This window comes from Methylocystis sp. JR02, from assembly GCF_030063565.1.
GTDB lineage: Bacteria > Pseudomonadota > Alphaproteobacteria > Rhizobiales > Beijerinckiaceae > Methylocystis > Methylocystis iwaonis.
On record NZ_JASIRC010000001.1, the window covers coordinates 1,296,043 to 1,310,464 of the forward strand.

The window sequence follows — 14,422 nt, forward strand, 5'->3', positions numbered from 1 at the left end:
CTTTGTGCAGCGTTCGTGAACCCTGCCGCCTAGCTAGATCGTCGATCATTCGGGGCAAGGGCAGGAGCGCATCTTCGTGATGCTCTCAGCGCCGGTCGAACTACCGCAGGCACGCGCCGCGCCGCGCCCATTCCGCTTCCTGAGCGTCGGCCGGACTGGCGGGCTCCGCATCGCAAGCCTTGAACACTTTGCCCCGCTCGCCCATCGACACGCCGGCCGGAAACTGCTCCTGCGCGACATAGAAGCCCGCCTCGAGGTCTTGGCCGACCTTGGCGCGCGCCGCCTTGATCGCGGGGCTGCTTCCCCCAGGCTGCGGCGACGGAAGGTGATACCAGCGGCTGGCCGTCGTCAGATTGCACTCGCTTTGCGCGAGGCTTTTCGCGCAGACGAGAATCCAGGTCTGCATCCCGCCTTTGGCCGCGGCCGGGGCGATCATCGTCGCCGCGAAAATCCCGGCGAGAACATATTTCCTCATTGCGCCTTCCCTGGCTGTCGATTCGCCGTGAGATCATAGGATGAGAAAACCGGCCAGAAAGTGAAGGCGCCGTTCACAAGCGCTGATCTTTCTTCGCCGCGGCCACAGCGGCGCGCGCCTTGTCGACCGCCTCCGGGTGAGTTTTCTCCAGCATGCTCAGCACCGCCTCGAGCATTTCGATGTGGTCGACGGCCTCCTCGAGCGCGTCGGCGAGCGTCTGCAGCCGCTCGACAAGCTTGCTTTGCACCTTGCAACTCCTGTTCACCAATCTACAAACCGGCTGGGTACAGCGTGATCGGCCCAAAGCGCAAGCACGCGTTCCGGCGACGTTGTGCGCTCGCCGGGCGCCCTGAGGAGACGGACGCGCGGCGGTTGCCGAGATTATGCGCCCGCACTATCCTCCCCGCGCCCCGCGCATTCACGGAAAGCGCTTCTCGATAAGGAACTTCAGATGTCCAAGAGCCCAGAATCGGCAGGCGGCCACGCAGCCGGGCCTCATGCGGGAGAGCCGCAGGAGAACGTGCAAGAGCAGACCTGGGTAACGGCGCTCGAGGAAGGAATCGAGGAGATCAAGACGCAGCCGCCGGAAGTGCTGTTCGTCGACGTACTGAAGATCGACCTGCCCTATATCGTCATGCTGGCCATGGCGGTGATCGGCGTCGGTCTCGTCACTTTTACCGGCCAGTCCGTCGCCTGGTATTGGGAGCTGCTCACGCCGGTCTATTGCGGCATCTGCATTTATATCGGCTGGCGACATGCGGAGACCAAGCACGAGCGAGTCAAGCTGGTCTGGACGCAAATCCTGCACTGGGCCGCCTTCCTCGCGGCGATGGCGCTGATTTATTCGCCGGCCATGCGCGCGCTGGTCGACGTCAACGCCACCGGCCTCAATCTGATGGTGATCCTGGCGCTCGCAACCTTCGTCGCCGGCGTTCACGCCGAGGCCTGGCAGATTTGCGTCGTCGGCCTGATCCTCGCGCTTTTCGTGCCGGGGATGGCGCTCATCCAACGCGGCTCGCTTTTCATCATGGTCGCTCTGATCGGAGTCGTCTTCGTCGGCGCCAGCCTGTGGTTCACGATGCACGCGCATCGGCGCGCGGCGAAGGAAGCCGCGTAGCTGACACCGTCTTCGCCGCAGGCGGCGCATAGCCCGCCCCGTCATTGCGAGGAGCGCAGCGACGAAGCAATCCAGAGCCGCTGTAACTGCTTTGGATTTGCTTCGCTCCGCTCGCAATGACGGCAAGAGGGGTTGCCCTGGCTTCCCGGTCGGGCCTTTGGCCCACCGGGAATGACAGGCGCCTCAGATTTTCGAGGTCTGCGCCGCGAGCGTGGCGCGAATTGCCTCGTCCATGGATTTTTCGAAAGAGGTGCGCAGCACTGTGCCGCCGACGCCCTTGAGGCCTTCCAGCACCTTGTCCGAGGTCATCTTGCGCACGAGGACGAAGAGCGCCGCGCCGCCCGGCGGAATCGCTTCCGCGATGTCCTTCATGAATTTGTCGTCGATTCCAAAATCGGTGAGCGCGCCGGAAACGGCGCCGGAGGCCGCGCCGAGCGCAGCGCCGGCCAAGGGCATCATGAAGATCAAGCCGATGAGCGCGCCCCAGAACATGCCGGAAACGCCGCCGATCGCCGTCGTATTGAAGAGCTGATTGAGCTTGATGTGGCCTTCAGCGTCCTTAACGGCGACGACCGCGTCGCCCATCTCGATCAAATATTCCTTCTGCATCTGAAATAGCTTCTGCCTCACTTCCTCGGCCTTTTGCTCCGAGGAGAAAGCAATGACGAGCAGATCATTCATGAGAACTCTCCCGATAGGGCGGCGGCCTTCGACGGCGCGCCCGTTCCCGATCTAGTCGAGCACCGTTAAATTACAATGCAGGCCGGGAGCCCGGGACAAACAAAGCCATAGCTCGGCCACAACCGGCCAAAGCTGAGCTTACGCGCAGAGGAATCTTTTACCTTGCGGCGCGGCGCGTAGCTGGCGCGGGAACCCGGCGCGGCGCGGCGAGCCAAAAGGCCAAAGGCGACAGCAGCGACGCCAACATCAGCAGATTGAACATCATTGGGCTTGCCTCCCTTGTGCTTCCGCCCGCGCCCTTTCCGGGCGCGAGCGGGTCGTCACATTTTACTCGGTGAGGAGGGCGACGCCTTCCTTGCCGATCAGCGCATGGATGCGGCCGAGGATCTGCAGCACGACGCCGAACACGCCGAGCGCCATCCAGCCGAAGAACACGAAGCCCCAGTGCAGCGGCGCAACGAACAGCTCTTCCATGAACCAGAAGGTGTGGCCCCACTCGTTCAGGCCGACGTTCGGGATGATCATGAACGGGCCGATGGCGACGATCAGGAACGCCAGCGAGTAGCCATGAGCAAAATACGGAATGCGGGTCTTCGCATAGAAGAACGCGCCGACCGCGATCACCGAATAGATCGGGTAGCTCATGTAGAACTCGATGATGTGCGACGGCGTGAAGTCCGTGTCACGGATAACCGTCATGTGCCAGGTGCCGTCCTGCTCGGTGAAGAACGAGGCGCCCCAGTAGATGGCGATGCCGTAAACGACCAGCCACTGAACGAGGACGACGAGGCGGCGCATCTCTTCGCGCGGGGCCACGGCGTCGACGTTACGGTCGCGGGTCTTCCACAGGAAGCCGGCGAGCGCCAGACCGGAGACGAGCTCCAGCGGGATTTCGGTCCAGAGGATCGACATCCAGTAGGTCTGGAATTCCGGAGCGAACGAGTCGAGACCGGCGCGCCAGCCGAAGACCTGCTCGTAAATGCGGACGATCAGATAGAAAACATTCAGAACCGCAAGGCCGATCCACATGCCGCGCAGATCGACTACGGATGTTTCGGCAGCCGCGCCGGCTGCGGTGCTTGTCGTCGAACTCATAAGATTTCTCCTTGAATCGCTCTCGAGGGGCTCGCCCCCGAAGCTGACGCAGCTTGCGCGTCACAAGCCGTTTCGACAGCGACTTTGTCGCCGACGCAAAGGAAAAAACGGCTATCCGTCGGCGCAAAAGAAAAGGGCCGGCGCGTGGCCGGGCTCAGACTGTTGAGAAAGTGGCGATGATGCCCCTCGCGCTTCGAGACGCCTGCTGCGCAGGCTCCTCAGCATGAGGAGCTTCTGCATCTGCCTCAAACACTTAGACCTCATCCTGAGGAGCGAGCATAGCTCGCGTCTCGAAGGACGAGGCCGCCTCGGAGGTTTGTTAAAAGACTGGGCCCGGCGCATGGCCGGGCCCTTCATCGTTCAAGTCGACGCCGATCAGACCGGCTGCGGCGCGACCCCGCCATCGACATCCGGCTCGGGCTTCTGCCCGGTCGTCGGCACGGCCGAGCCGCGCGGGGGCTGCGGCGTCGGGGCGCTCGTGTCCTCGCGCACCGGGCGCTTGCCGGTGAGCAGACCCTTCATCTCCTCGCCCGTCAGCGTCTCGAACTCCAAGAGGCCATTGGCCAGCATGTCGAGCTGCGCGCGCTTCTCGGTCATGATCTGCGTCGCCTTGTCATAGGCCTCCTGCACCAGACGCCGCACTTCCGCGTCGATCGTCTGCTGCGTCTGCTCCGACAGGCTCTGCTGGCGCCCGAGCGAATAGCCCAGGAACTGCTCCTGCTGCGGCTCGGCGTAAGCCACCGTGCCGAGCTTATCCGAGAAGCCGAGCTGCGTGATCATGGCGCGCGCCACCCGCGTGCACTGCTGAATGTCCGAGGCCGCGCCCGAGGTCACCTTGTCGTGGCCGAACACCAGCTCCTCGGCCACGCGGCCGCCCATGGCGATGGCCAGCATCGCCGTGAGCTGCTCGAAGGTCTGCGAGACCTGGTCGCGTTCCGGCAGGCCCTGGACCATGCCGAGCGCACGGCCGCGCGGAATGATCGTGGCCTTGTGGATCGGCATCGCGCCGGGAACCGTGAGCTGCACCAGCGCATGGCCGCCCTCGTGATAGGCCGTGAGCTTCTTCTCCTCCTCGGTCATGGAGAGCGTGCGGCGCTCGGCGCCCATCATGATCTTGTCGCGCGCGTCCTCGAACTCCTGGTTCGTGACGATGCGCTTCGAGCGCCGCGCCGCAAGCAGCGCCGCCTCGTTGACGAGGTTCATGAGATCGGCGCCCGAGAATCCCGGCGTGCCGCGCGCCACGACCTTGAGGTCGACGTCCGGCGCCAGCGGCACCTTGCGGGCGTGGACCTTGAGGATCTTCTCGCGGCCGATGAAGTCCGGGTTCGGCACCTGAATCTGGCGGTCGAAGCGGCCGGGACGCATCAGCGCCGGGTCGAGCACGTCAGGGCGGTTGGTCGCCGCGATGAGGATGATGCCCTCATTGGCCTCGAAGCCGTCCATCTCGACGAGCAACTGGTTCAAGGTCTGCTCGCGCTCGTCATTGCCGCCGCCAAGGCCGGCGCCGCGATGGCGGCCGACCGCGTCGATTTCGTCGACGAAGATGATGCAGGGCGCGTTTTTCTTCGCCTGCTCGAACATGTCGCGCACGCGGCTCGCGCCGACGCCGACGAACATTTCGACGAAGTCGGAGCCCGAGATCGAGAAGAAGGGCACGCCCGCCTCGCCGGCGATGGCGCGGGCGAGCAGCGTCTTACCCGTGCCGGGCGGGCCGACGAGCAGCACGCCGCGCGGGATGCGTCCGCCGAGCCGCTGGAACTTGCCCGGATCGCGCAGGAATTCGACGATTTCCTGCAAATCTTCCTTGGCCTCGTCGACGCCGGCGACGTCCTCGAAGGTGACGCGGCCCTGAGACTCGGTGAGGAGCTTGGCCTTGGATTTGCCGAAGCCCATGGCCCGACCGCCAGCCCCGCCCTGCATCTGACGCGCCATATAGATCCACACGCCGATGAAGAGCAGCAGCGGCAGACCATTCACGAGCAGCGTCGACAGCCAGCTCGGATTGTCGCCCGCCGGCTTGGCGCTGATCTGCACCTTCTTGGCTTCGAGCTTCTGCACCAGCGACGGATCATTCGGCGCATAGGTCGTGAAGCTGCGATTGTCGCTGAAATGGCCGGAGATTTCATTGCCCGAGATGACGACGTCATGAACGCGGCCCTCGTCGATCTGCACGAGCAGCTCGCTGAACGTGATCTCACGCGCCGGCGTGCGGGTCTGCTGCTGCTGGAACATGGCAAACAGAATGCCTGCGACGGCGACGAAGACGACCCAAGGCAAATATTTCTTCCAATTCGCCTTCATTTGCACCTCCTGGGACGAGACCCGCTGTATCTGGGGGGCGCTTCGTCCGATTATTAGCCCTGCGGCAGAGGGCATAGCCCTCGCCTGCCTGGATATGTGGTTGCCCTCATCCTAGGTCAGGATGGCGAATTAGCCAAATCAGATCCATAATTCGCCTAAGATTCAATTGCTGCAGTGCAGGTCAGGTCATTGAGGCAGCCCCCCGAGCGTGTTCTCGAGCCCAACAACGCAATTTCAGGGCCAAGTCCCGAAGACCCGTGGAATTATCCCCGCGCGCGGGAAAGATTATGAGGGCGCCGATTATTTCTTAGGCATATTTCGGGACCGTCACTAGCCAGCCTAATTTGTAGGCAGCCTCAAAACCCCTGTTTTGCACCTTATTCAAAACAAAGCTTTGGGCAGCCGCTTGATCTGCGTCAGTCCCCACTGGGGATCGTCGTTGCGCCGCGGCGTGCGTCGTTCAGCGTTCATTTCGTTGACGCTCGGCCCGCGACGCTGCCGCTCGGAACGGCGCTCGAATACTCTTTTGGCGTGCATCGCAACAACTTTTCCCGCTTGCGCCTTTCGGGAAAGGGGCGCGTTATTTCGTCGCGCCCTTGATGGAATCCAAAAACAAAAAACCGTCAAAGGCAAAGCAAAAGGCAGAGGGAAGCGCCATGAACTCGTTCGCCGCCATCGTCTCGATCCTTGCCGCCGCCGCGGCCGTTACCTTCGCGATTACCGCTTACGTCAACTGATACGGAGACGCGCGTCCATCGGCGGACGCGCGTCGATGATCTCACGGATCCCGACGCCGCGGACGCTCCCTCGGCGCCGCTGGCGTTGCGCGCCCTGCCCTCCGCGATGTGCTTCGCCGCCGACCGCCCGGGTCTCTCGAGCTTTGCGCCAAAGCGTCCACGTCCCTGCGCAAATTTCTCAGCCAGTTGCGGCCCTTCTCATAACGTCGCCGCCGATCGAGCAGCGCAATCAGAAGCGCGCGCTCATCCAACGCGTCGAGCAGGGCGCAGGGATAGAAGCCCTGCGCGTTTGGGCCGAGCGGACGCCGACAGGCGTCCTCCAGCTTCGAGTCGCGTTGCGCCGATCTTTTGAGCGTTACATCCTGAAACATGCTTGGCCTCCTTCGCCGCCGGAAATTCCTTTCGCCTGTGAGGAAAAGGCCGAACCCCGCCGCGCCAGCACGGCCGCCCTGTCCTCAGGTTCGAGCGTGACGCTGCCGCCCGCCAGGCGCCCCACATGCGGATCCCAACCGGGCCCGACCTCGTAGAGGACCGCATAGGTCTCCACGCCGCCGATCATTTGCGGAGGGCCCAGCGGCTCGCCGGCGCAGCCGACGCGCATCAGCATGCGATGCATGACGCGGTCGTAAACAGTGACGACATGCGTGAGCGCCGCCGCCTTGCCGATTTCGTTGAGCGCCATGCCAAGCTCGGCGGTGGCGCGGCTGATGATCCGCGAGTCGATCCCAATGTCTCCGGTCATCCGCACGGCGAAACGGCTGGACTCCCAAATGAGCGGACTTTGAATCCGCGCGCCCTCCGGCAGCAGTTGCGGGAAGGTGTCGTTGAGCATGTTGAAGCCGGTGGTGGGCAAGAGCCTCAGCCCGCCGATGACGCGCTCATTTTCGTCCAGGGACAGGACATAGAGCGGATCGAGCGCGTCATAGCCGTCTATTTCCCAACGGTTGATGACCGTCACCTGCCATTTGAGACGTTCGTAAAAGACGCCGCGCCGCAGCTTATGCATTTCATCGATAAGACGCGGGAAACGTCCGCGCCACTCTCCGGGTATGATCTTGATCATTTCCCAACCCCGCTTGCGTTTCTGCAGGCGAAAGCTGACTTGAACTTAACTATCTAATCACCTCCCAAAAATGGGAGGTCCGCCGTTATCCGGTCGATTACGCTTCTTCGCGAGCAGATGGTTCGGCTCGTAGGACATGCTGATCAGTCCGAGCGCGAGCGCCTTCGCCACCGTATGCGTCGTGTTGGCGGTATTGAGCCGGGCGCGCGCAGATTCGAGGTGGAAACGGACCGTATGCGAGCTGATGCCGAGAATGCGGGCGATCTCGTCATCCGTCTTGCCGAGCGCCTTCCAACGCAGACAGGCGGCTTCGCGCTGCGGCAAATGAATAGGGGCTTCCGGCCCGGGCGCGCATGAGCGCAGCGCGGCTGCATGGAAGTTGAACGCCAGCATGACGAGATCGCGCAGCAATTCCTGCTTCAGCGACCGCCACGCCGCGCCGGTCTCATTGCTCGTGACGGTAAAGAGCGCAAATTCTCCCGCGCGGCCACGCATCGGAATAGAGAGGCCATTCAGGCCCACGTCCAATTCCTGCGCCTCGCCGAAAAATTTTCGGATGACCGGGTCGCTGCGGTCGATCTCCGCCCAGTCGATGGGCAGAAAGCCGCCCAGTCCAGCGCGAACGATCGGGTCGAGATCGACGTAGCCGCTCTGGGCGTAATGCTTCTGCCATTCGCCGGAATAGGTGACCGCAAGGAGCGGCCGCGCGCCTCCAGGCGTCGGCATGTTCAAGGCTGCGTAAGCGCCATTATGAAGCCCCCGCTCATGCAGGAAACGCTCCATAATTTTCGAGGCTGTTTCAATGCGATCGGCCTGAGCCAGCCGATCGATGAGATCGAAGAAATCGTCGCTGTGCATGATGCAAAACGCGGGGTTGCAAAAGAAAGAAAGAGAATATTGCTGTTAACTCTACTCTCCAGTTTGAATGTAAACAACGAGAATTAGAGTCCTCTCGCGAATGCCGACAGCATCGAAAAAGCCCGGCGTTGCGGCCGGGCTCAAGTTTTTGGCGAAGTCTTTATTGGCTAATGCATTCCGCCAAATCCGGGCGGCGGTCCTCCAAAACCTCCTCCGGTGCCATGCGGACCCGGGCCTTCTTTATTCGGCTGGGGGTGTGGCGGGGCTGCGGCCGGGCGCGTCGCCGGCGGCGCGGCCTGAGGCGGCGGCGCGGGCGGTTGCCGCATGAAGGCGGCGGGCGGCGCCGGCGAGGGCGCGGGCGGCGGCGCATGCATCGCGGGCGGCGCAATTTGATGCGTCTGCGGTGGCATGCCATAGCCGGGCGGCGGCGCGGCGCGAACATGCGGCGCCGCGCCTTCCGGCCGCGGGGGCATGGCGTCATTCGGAGCGGCCCGCATCGGCGGAACCGCGCCGCGCGGCGCTGTCTCCCGCAAACCGCCCGGAGGCTCCCGCATCGGCGAGGGCGCCATATGGGGCTGTCCGCCCGCCGGACCGCGCATCATCGGCTCATGTGCAGGCTCGATCGCCCGATGCGGCGCCGCAGTCGGGCCACCGAGGACGCCTTGCGGCGCCGGCGGATGCGGCTGCCCGGGCGCGAGGTTTTTCGGTCCCGGCCCATGGGGCGCCATCGCACCGGAAGGATCGAGCCCGCGCGCCGGACCCATCGCGGGCGTCCCGCGCGCCGGCTTGTCGCCAACTGGTCCCGCTGGTTCGCCGCCAAGCGGGGGAAGTCCGCCCGACCCAACGGGCGGCGAGGGCGCATGGCGTCCGCCAGCGCCGCCGATCGGCTCGCGGCCGGACGGAAGCTGCTCCGGCTGATGCGCCGCGCCAGGCGCCGCGTTGCGGCGCGCGGGCAAGGCTTGACTCGGCATCCCCGCCGCGGCGGGCGTATGCGCGCCCGGAGTCGGAAGAGGCGCCGCCTTTTCTGAGGCGCCCAGACCAGCGGCGCCAGCGCCAGCCGGCGTGGGAAGCACCTGATTTTTGAGCGCGCCCTCGGCCGCCGGCGGCGGCGTGAGCGGGGCGCCCGGCTTGCCGACCTGCGGCGCGCCGTTGGGATCGTGGGCCGCGCCGCCTGCGGCCGGCGGAAGCGGCAGAGCATGATCCTTCAACGGCTGGGAGCCCGGCGACGTCGCTCCGGCGGGGCCCGCCGGCAAGGTCGCGGGCGCGCCGATTCCGTGCGGCGCGCGGACGGGCGCGTTTGGGTTAGGCGCTCCCGACCCGGCAGGCGGCAGCGCATTTGGCGCGACAGCCGCCGGGGCCGGCGCCAGCGGAGCGGCGCCGATCGGAGCCGCCGGGGCAGCGCCAGCAGGAACGCCTGCCGTCCCTCCCGGCGCCTGTGGCGTCGGTGTCACATAGGCAGGAGCGACCGGCGCCGGCGCTGTTGGAATAGCCCCCGGCGCGCCGATGGGCGGCTGGGGCGCGCCGGCGGGTTGGGCCGCGTTGCGCTTGGCGATGAAGTTCGGCAGCGCCGCGCCGACGGCGACTGCGGCCGCCCCTACCCCGGCGGCGGTGAGCGTCTCCGTCGAGATGACGCCGCCGCCCGGCTTGCGCACGATGACATTATTGGCCTGCGGGTCCACGACCACGGAGTTGTGAGCATTGGCGTAGATAAAATTATCCGGCGGCGGGGCGATGTAATCCGGCGCCCGCTGCCAGACCGGGATCGGCACATATTGCGGCGCCGGCAGCGCATAGGGCTCCGCGATGACGACGGGCGGCGGCAGGACCACGAAATCCGGCGGCGGCGGCGGCAGCAGATAGACCGGCGGAGGCGGCGGCGGCGCGAAGCCCCACATCGGATCGTCGAAGAAGACGACCGGCTGCTCGACATAGATGATCTCGTCGGGCGGCGGCGGCGGATAATCATAGTCGATCATCGCGAAACGCGGCGGCGGCTCGAGTTCGTAGCGCAGCTCCGCAAGGCGACGGCGCGCGTCCCAGGCATGCGGGCCCTTGGGATAACGGCGCAGATAGGTCCAATAGGCGTTGGGCGTATCGACGACGCGCGACCGGCGCCAGGTCAGGGCCTCGCGCCGCGCCGCGAGAATGGCCCGCGCCCGCTTGGCGTAGGGCGCCGCAGGATAGGTCGCCACATAGTCCTGGTATCCCTGCAGCGTATCGCGGCGGATCGCCGCCGAGAAACCCGCTTCCGGCCCCAGCGCGCTGATCGGCTTGGCCAGCCGCGCCACATCCTCGCTGCGCAAAGGCGCATTGGCCTCACGCTGGAAGAACAGGAAATCCGTGTCAACGCGCTGGGAATTCCACGGGATTTGCGCGCCTTTGGTGACATCCGAAACGCGCAGGCGCGTGTATTCAAAGACGTCCATCAGCGGCCGGCCGCCGTCGCGGATCATTTCCGCGAGCGCATGTGCGTAGGCGCCATAGTCGCCGGTCTCTCCCGGCGCGATTGTCCCCGGCGCGGCGTTATAGGCGAGCAGCGCCCTGCCCCCCGGCTCATAAAGCGCAAGGCCGCCGGCGAGCGGCTGGCCGGACAGTTGGAAGGGATTGGCGCGCGCGGCGTCGAGCGCGACGACGGCGAGCTTCGCCCCGGATGCCGACAGCGGCTTCAAATAGTCGGAGACGCGCAGGGTGCGCATGGGGATGTCGACGTCGCGCGCCAAAGCGGCGTCGACCGGCACGAGGTAATTCTCGCCTTCGAGCTGCAGGCCATATCCCGAGAAATAGACGAAGGCGACGGCGTCCGGCCCGGCGGCGGCGGCCTTGTCCAGGAAATCCCGGAACGCCTGTTTCAGCGCCGCCTCGTCGAGATCGCGCGCGCCTGTGACGTCGAAGCCCGCCGCCTGCAAGGTCTGCGCGACGAGCCCGGCGTCATTTGCCGCCGTCGGCAGCGGCTTTGCCGGATAGGCCGACTCGCCGATGACAAGCGCCAGCCGCCGTTCGGCGGCCAAGGCGCCCGATCCGGCGGCAAGCGCCAGCAGCGCGGCCGCCGCAGCCAAGAGCGCTCGAATTCCAAGCATGCACAATCTCCCCTGGAGTCGCCAAGCCGAAGCATCTTCTTATTATTCAGCGTCTTCCGCTGAACCTATGCTGAACGATACGGGGACGCAAAGGGCGACAGAGCGGTGAAGCGCAGCCGTTTTCTTGAACAATTTGTGGAATTTTTAAGCGCAAGGCGCCCGCGTGGCGATCAATCGAGCAGGCCGACGCCCTGATAGGCGTCGCTTCGTATAGATATTGCGCAGGCTGGCACAAGCATTGCTGACAAAACGGCCATCCTGCTGGCAATGAAAGCAAAATGCTCGAATGAAGATCATCACCGCCATCATCAAACCCTTCAAGCTCGATGACGTGCGCGACGCTCTTCTGGCCGTCGACGTCCACGGCATGACGACGACCGAGGTCAAGGGCTATGGGCGCCAGAAGGGCCACGCCGAAATCTACCGCGGCGCGGAATATATCGTCTCCTTCCTCCCGAAGCTGCAAATCGAAATCGCCACGACCGACGACCGCGTCGAGGGCGTCGTCGCGGCGATCCGCAAGGCCGCCTGCACCGGCCATATCGGCGACGGCAAGATTTTCATCACGCCGCTCGAAAGCGCGATCCGGATCCGCACCGGCGAGAGGGACCAGGAGGCGCTGTAGGACGCCGCCTGTAACAGCCGGCCGTCATTGCGAGCGCAGCGAAGCAATCCAGAGCGTCATCCCGGCCCTGAATTGCTTCGTCGCTTCGCTCCTCGCAATGACGGCGGCGCCCGAAGAAACGCTCAAAAATCAACCAAGAAGCTGAAAGCTCCCCAATGAAGAAACTGTTCTCGGCGCTTGCGGGCGCCCTCATCGCCAGCCCTGCCCTCGCGCAGGACGCCCCCAAGATCGACGGGGCCGACACGTCCTTCATGATCGTCGCGACCGCGCTCGTGCTGATGATGACGCTGCCCGGGCTCGCGCTTTTCTACAGCGGCATGGTGCGCAAGAAGAACGTGCTGGCGACAATGGCGCAGAGCCTCGTCGCCACGGCGGTCGTCTCGCTGCTGTGGATCGCGATCGCCTACAGCCTCGTCTTCTCCGGCGACGGCCCGGTGATCGGCGATACGGCGCGCGTCCTGCTCTCGGGCGTCGGGATCGACACGGTGAGCCCGCTCGCCAAGACCATCCCTGAAATCCTCTTCATGGCCTATCAGATGACCTTCGCGGTCATCACCTGCGCGCTGGTCGGCGGCTCGGTCGCCGAGCGCATGAAGTTTTCCGCCTTCATCGTCTTCAGCGTGGTCTGGCTCTTCATCGTCTATGTGCCGTCGGCGCATTGGGTGTGGGGCGGCGGCTTCCTGCAGAAGATGGGCCTCCTGGATTTCGCGGGCGGCACGGTGGTGCATATCAACGCCGGCGTCGCGGGCCTCGTCTGCGCGCTGGTGATGGGCAATCGCGTCGGCTTTGGGCGCGAGAACCTCTCGCCCTTCGACGTCTCGCTCGCCGTGGTCGGCACCGGGCTGCTTTGGGTCGGCTGGTTCGGCTTCAACGGCGGCTCGGCGCTCGGCGCCAATTCGCGCGCCGTCTTCGCCATCGTCGCTACGCATCTGGCCGCCTGCTCGGGCGCGCTGGTGTGGAGCGGGCTCGAATGGCTCGAACGCGGCAAGCCCTCCGTGCTCGGCGTCATCTCCGGCGCGGTCGCCGGGCTCGGCACCATCACCCCCGCCTCGGGCTATGTGCTGCCGTGGCACGGCGTGGTCATCGGTCTGATCGCTGGCGGCGTCTGCTATTGGTTCTGCACGGTCGCCAAGCACAAATTCAACTATGACGACTCGCTCGACGTCTTCGGCGTCCATGGCGTCGGCGGCATCATGGGCACGCTGATGGCCGGCGTCTTCGCGACGCGCGCGATCACGGCCTCCGACAGCGATCCGGGCGTCGCCGGGTTGCTGGAAGGCGATGCGCATCAATTCGTGGTGCAGGCGATCGGCGTCGGCGTGACGATCGGCTGGTGCGTGATCGGGACGCTGATCTCGCTGAAGATCGTGTCGCTCTTCACGAGCCTGCGCGTGACCAGCGACGACGAGCGCGAGGGGCTGGACATCGCGCTGCATGGCGAGGCGCTGCATCACCAGTAACGGGCCGGCGAATGTAAAAATGGCCCTCTCTTCGGGAAGCCGGAGGGAGGGTCTTCAATTCCAGGTTATTGGACGCGTGGAGCGGATTAAGGCGAAGGCGTCTCTCCGGCGGACTTATCCGCCGTATGTTGGCGTTTCGCTTCCACGAGAACGGCTGCGTCCATTTCCTCAATCGTCTTGGCGGCGCAAGAGTAGTGGAGCGAGCCAAAGACCTCCTCGATCCGAGCAGGCGTAAATTGCAGCCCTTGGTCCACCGTCGTGGCGGCTTTCTCCCTATTTTTGAGAGTTGATTTTCGCAGGACCGCCACCCAGCGATGGGGTAGCATGATACCATCATAGCGCTATCCCTTGTTTTCTGGGCCACATAGATGGCACAACCCGCACAATTTCCCTTGACCCCCGCCCCCGCATCCCCTATCCACCCGCATCCGAACAGTTCGTTCAGACGGAACTCGCATCCCATGTTTGGCAAGACCTATTCGGCGAAGCCCGCCGACATCGAAAAGAAATGGGTGCTGATCGACGCCTCCGGGCTCGTCGTCGGCCGCCTCGCTTCGCTCATCGCGCTGCGCCTGCGCGGCAAGCACAAGGCCACCTTCACCCCCCATATGGACGATGGCGACAACATCATTGTCATCAACGCCGACAAGGTGGTGCTGACCGGCCGCAAGCGCGACCAGAAGGTCTATCACTATCACACGGGCTTCCCGGGCGGCATCAAGGAGCGCTCGGCCAAGTTCCTTCTCGAAGGCCGCTTCCCGGAGCGCGTCCTGGAGAAGGCCGTGCAGCGCATGCTGCCGCGTGGCCCGCTCGGCCGTCAGCAGCTCGGAAACCTGCGCGTCTACAAGGGCGCCACGCATCCGCACGAGGCGCAGAGCCCCGTGACGCTCGACGTCGCCGCCTTGAACGCCAAGAATAGCCGGAGCGCCTGAT

At 64.9% G+C, this 14,422-nt stretch carries 13 protein-coding genes; 5 read left to right on the plus strand and 8 right to left on the minus strand.

The genetic code is table 11. The features are described 5' to 3' along the window. Positions 1-100: 100 nt before the first annotated feature. Positions 101-475 carry a hypothetical protein gene (locus QNA11_RS06260; RefSeq protein WP_283482349.1) on the minus strand — a complete coding sequence of 125 codons (375 nt, stop codon included), beginning with the start codon at positions 473-475 and terminating at the stop codon, positions 101-103. 73 nt (positions 476-548) lie between these two features. Next, the gene (locus tag QNA11_RS06265) at positions 549-722 is read right to left on the minus strand and encodes a hypothetical protein (RefSeq protein ID WP_281931835.1); all 174 of its coding nucleotides are present in this window, start codon (positions 720-722) and stop codon (positions 549-551) included. 204 nt (positions 723-926) lie between these two features. Here QNA11_RS06265 and QNA11_RS06270 point away from each other — a divergent pair, with 204 nt between their 5' ends. Beyond that, complete coding sequence (locus QNA11_RS06270; protein WP_281931833.1) at positions 927-1,592, plus strand: TgpA N-terminal domain-containing protein; 666 nt, start codon at positions 927-929, stop codon at positions 1,590-1,592. A gap of 183 nt (positions 1,593-1,775) precedes the next feature. On the opposite strand, the gene QNA11_RS06275 is transcribed toward QNA11_RS06270, so the two are convergent. The 3 genes from QNA11_RS06275 to ftsH all read right to left on the minus strand — a co-directional run bounded on the left by QNA11_RS06275 (position 1,776) and on the right by ftsH (position 5,669). After that, positions 1,776-2,273: a DUF1269 domain-containing protein gene (locus tag QNA11_RS06275; RefSeq protein WP_283482350.1), complete on the minus strand. Its 498-nt coding sequence runs from the start codon at positions 2,271-2,273 to the stop codon at positions 1,776-1,778. Between the two features lie 327 nt (positions 2,274-2,600). Then, positions 2,601-3,368, minus strand: coding sequence for a bacterial ammonia monooxygenase, subunit AmoC (amoC, locus tag QNA11_RS06280; RefSeq protein WP_281931830.1), 768 nt, complete (start codon positions 3,366-3,368; stop codon positions 2,601-2,603). 375 nt (positions 3,369-3,743) lie between these two features. Next, positions 3,744-5,669, minus strand: a complete 1,926-nt coding sequence (gene ftsH, locus QNA11_RS06285; protein ID WP_202072829.1) for an ATP-dependent zinc metalloprotease FtsH — start codon at positions 5,667-5,669, stop codon at positions 3,744-3,746. Between the two features lie 599 nt (positions 5,670-6,268). Between ftsH and QNA11_RS06290 the strand changes: the two genes are divergently transcribed. Further along, the gene (locus tag QNA11_RS06290) at positions 6,269-6,406 is read left to right on the plus strand and encodes a hypothetical protein (protein ID WP_283482351.1); all 138 of its coding nucleotides are present in this window, start codon (positions 6,269-6,271) and stop codon (positions 6,404-6,406) included. 355 nt (positions 6,407-6,761) lie between these two features. Here QNA11_RS06290 and QNA11_RS06295 read toward each other — a convergent pair whose 3' ends face one another. The 3 genes from QNA11_RS06295 to QNA11_RS06305 all read right to left on the minus strand — a co-directional run bounded on the left by QNA11_RS06295 (position 6,762) and on the right by QNA11_RS06305 (position 11,404). Further along, positions 6,762-7,469, minus strand: coding sequence for an acyl-homoserine-lactone synthase (locus tag QNA11_RS06295; protein ID WP_283482352.1), 708 nt, complete (start codon positions 7,467-7,469; stop codon positions 6,762-6,764). 57 nt (positions 7,470-7,526) lie between these two features. After that, a complete protein-coding gene (locus QNA11_RS06300; RefSeq protein ID WP_283482353.1) occupies positions 7,527-8,327 on the minus strand; it encodes a helix-turn-helix transcriptional regulator in 801 nt (266 codons plus the stop codon). A 167-nt stretch (positions 8,328-8,494) separates the two neighbouring features. Continuing rightward, positions 8,495-11,404, minus strand: a complete 2,910-nt coding sequence (locus QNA11_RS06305) for a caspase family protein (protein WP_283482354.1) — start codon at positions 11,402-11,404, stop codon at positions 8,495-8,497. Between the two features lie 286 nt (positions 11,405-11,690). On the opposite strand from QNA11_RS06305, the gene QNA11_RS06310 reads away from it, so the two are divergent. The 3 genes from QNA11_RS06310 to rplM all read left to right on the plus strand — a co-directional run bounded on the left by QNA11_RS06310 (position 11,691) and on the right by rplM (position 14,421). Then, positions 11,691-12,029 (plus strand): P-II family nitrogen regulator, encoded by a 339-nt coding sequence (locus QNA11_RS06310; protein ID WP_283482355.1) that lies wholly within the window; start codon positions 11,691-11,693, stop codon positions 12,027-12,029. Positions 12,030-12,184: 155 nt separating this feature from the next. Next, positions 12,185-13,489, plus strand: a complete 1,305-nt coding sequence (locus QNA11_RS06315; RefSeq protein WP_283482356.1) for an ammonium transporter — start codon at positions 12,185-12,187, stop codon at positions 13,487-13,489. 461 nt (positions 13,490-13,950) lie between these two features. Further along, positions 13,951-14,421, plus strand: a complete 471-nt coding sequence (gene rplM / locus QNA11_RS06320; protein WP_281931818.1) for a 50S ribosomal protein L13 — start codon at positions 13,951-13,953, stop codon at positions 14,419-14,421. Position 14,422: the final 1 nt, after the last annotated feature.

What these genes read in the sequence shown, in the direction of transcription:
- QNA11_RS06260 (WP_283482349.1), bottom strand. Translation starts at nt 475, where the DNA reads ATGAGGAAATATGTTCTCGCCGGGATTTTCGCGGCGACGATGATCGCC.
- QNA11_RS06270 (WP_281931833.1), top strand. Translation starts at nt 927, where the DNA reads ATGTCCAAGAGCCCAGAATCGGCAGGCGGCCACGCAGCCGGGCCTCAT.
- QNA11_RS06275 (WP_283482350.1), bottom strand. Translation starts at nt 2,273, where the DNA reads ATGAATGATCTGCTCGTCATTGCTTTCTCCTCGGAGCAAAAGGCCGAG.
- amoC (WP_281931830.1), bottom strand. Translation starts at nt 3,368, where the DNA reads ATGAGTTCGACGACAAGCACCGCAGCCGGCGCGGCTGCCGAAACATCC.
- ftsH (WP_202072829.1), bottom strand. Translation starts at nt 5,669, where the DNA reads ATGAAGGCGAATTGGAAGAAATATTTGCCTTGGGTCGTCTTCGTCGCC.
- QNA11_RS06290 (WP_283482351.1), top strand. Translation starts at nt 6,269, where the DNA reads ATGGAATCCAAAAACAAAAAACCGTCAAAGGCAAAGCAAAAGGCAGAG.
- QNA11_RS06295 (WP_283482352.1), bottom strand. Translation starts at nt 7,469, where the DNA reads ATGATCAAGATCATACCCGGAGAGTGGCGCGGACGTTTCCCGCGTCTT.
- QNA11_RS06300 (WP_283482353.1), bottom strand. Translation starts at nt 8,327, where the DNA reads ATGCACAGCGACGATTTCTTCGATCTCATCGATCGGCTGGCTCAGGCC.
- QNA11_RS06305 (WP_283482354.1), bottom strand. Translation starts at nt 11,404, where the DNA reads ATGCTTGGAATTCGAGCGCTCTTGGCTGCGGCGGCCGCGCTGCTGGCG.
- QNA11_RS06310 (WP_283482355.1), top strand. Translation starts at nt 11,691, where the DNA reads ATGAAGATCATCACCGCCATCATCAAACCCTTCAAGCTCGATGACGTG.
- QNA11_RS06315 (WP_283482356.1), top strand. Translation starts at nt 12,185, where the DNA reads ATGAAGAAACTGTTCTCGGCGCTTGCGGGCGCCCTCATCGCCAGCCCT.
- rplM (WP_281931818.1), top strand. Translation starts at nt 13,951, where the DNA reads ATGTTTGGCAAGACCTATTCGGCGAAGCCCGCCGACATCGAAAAGAAA.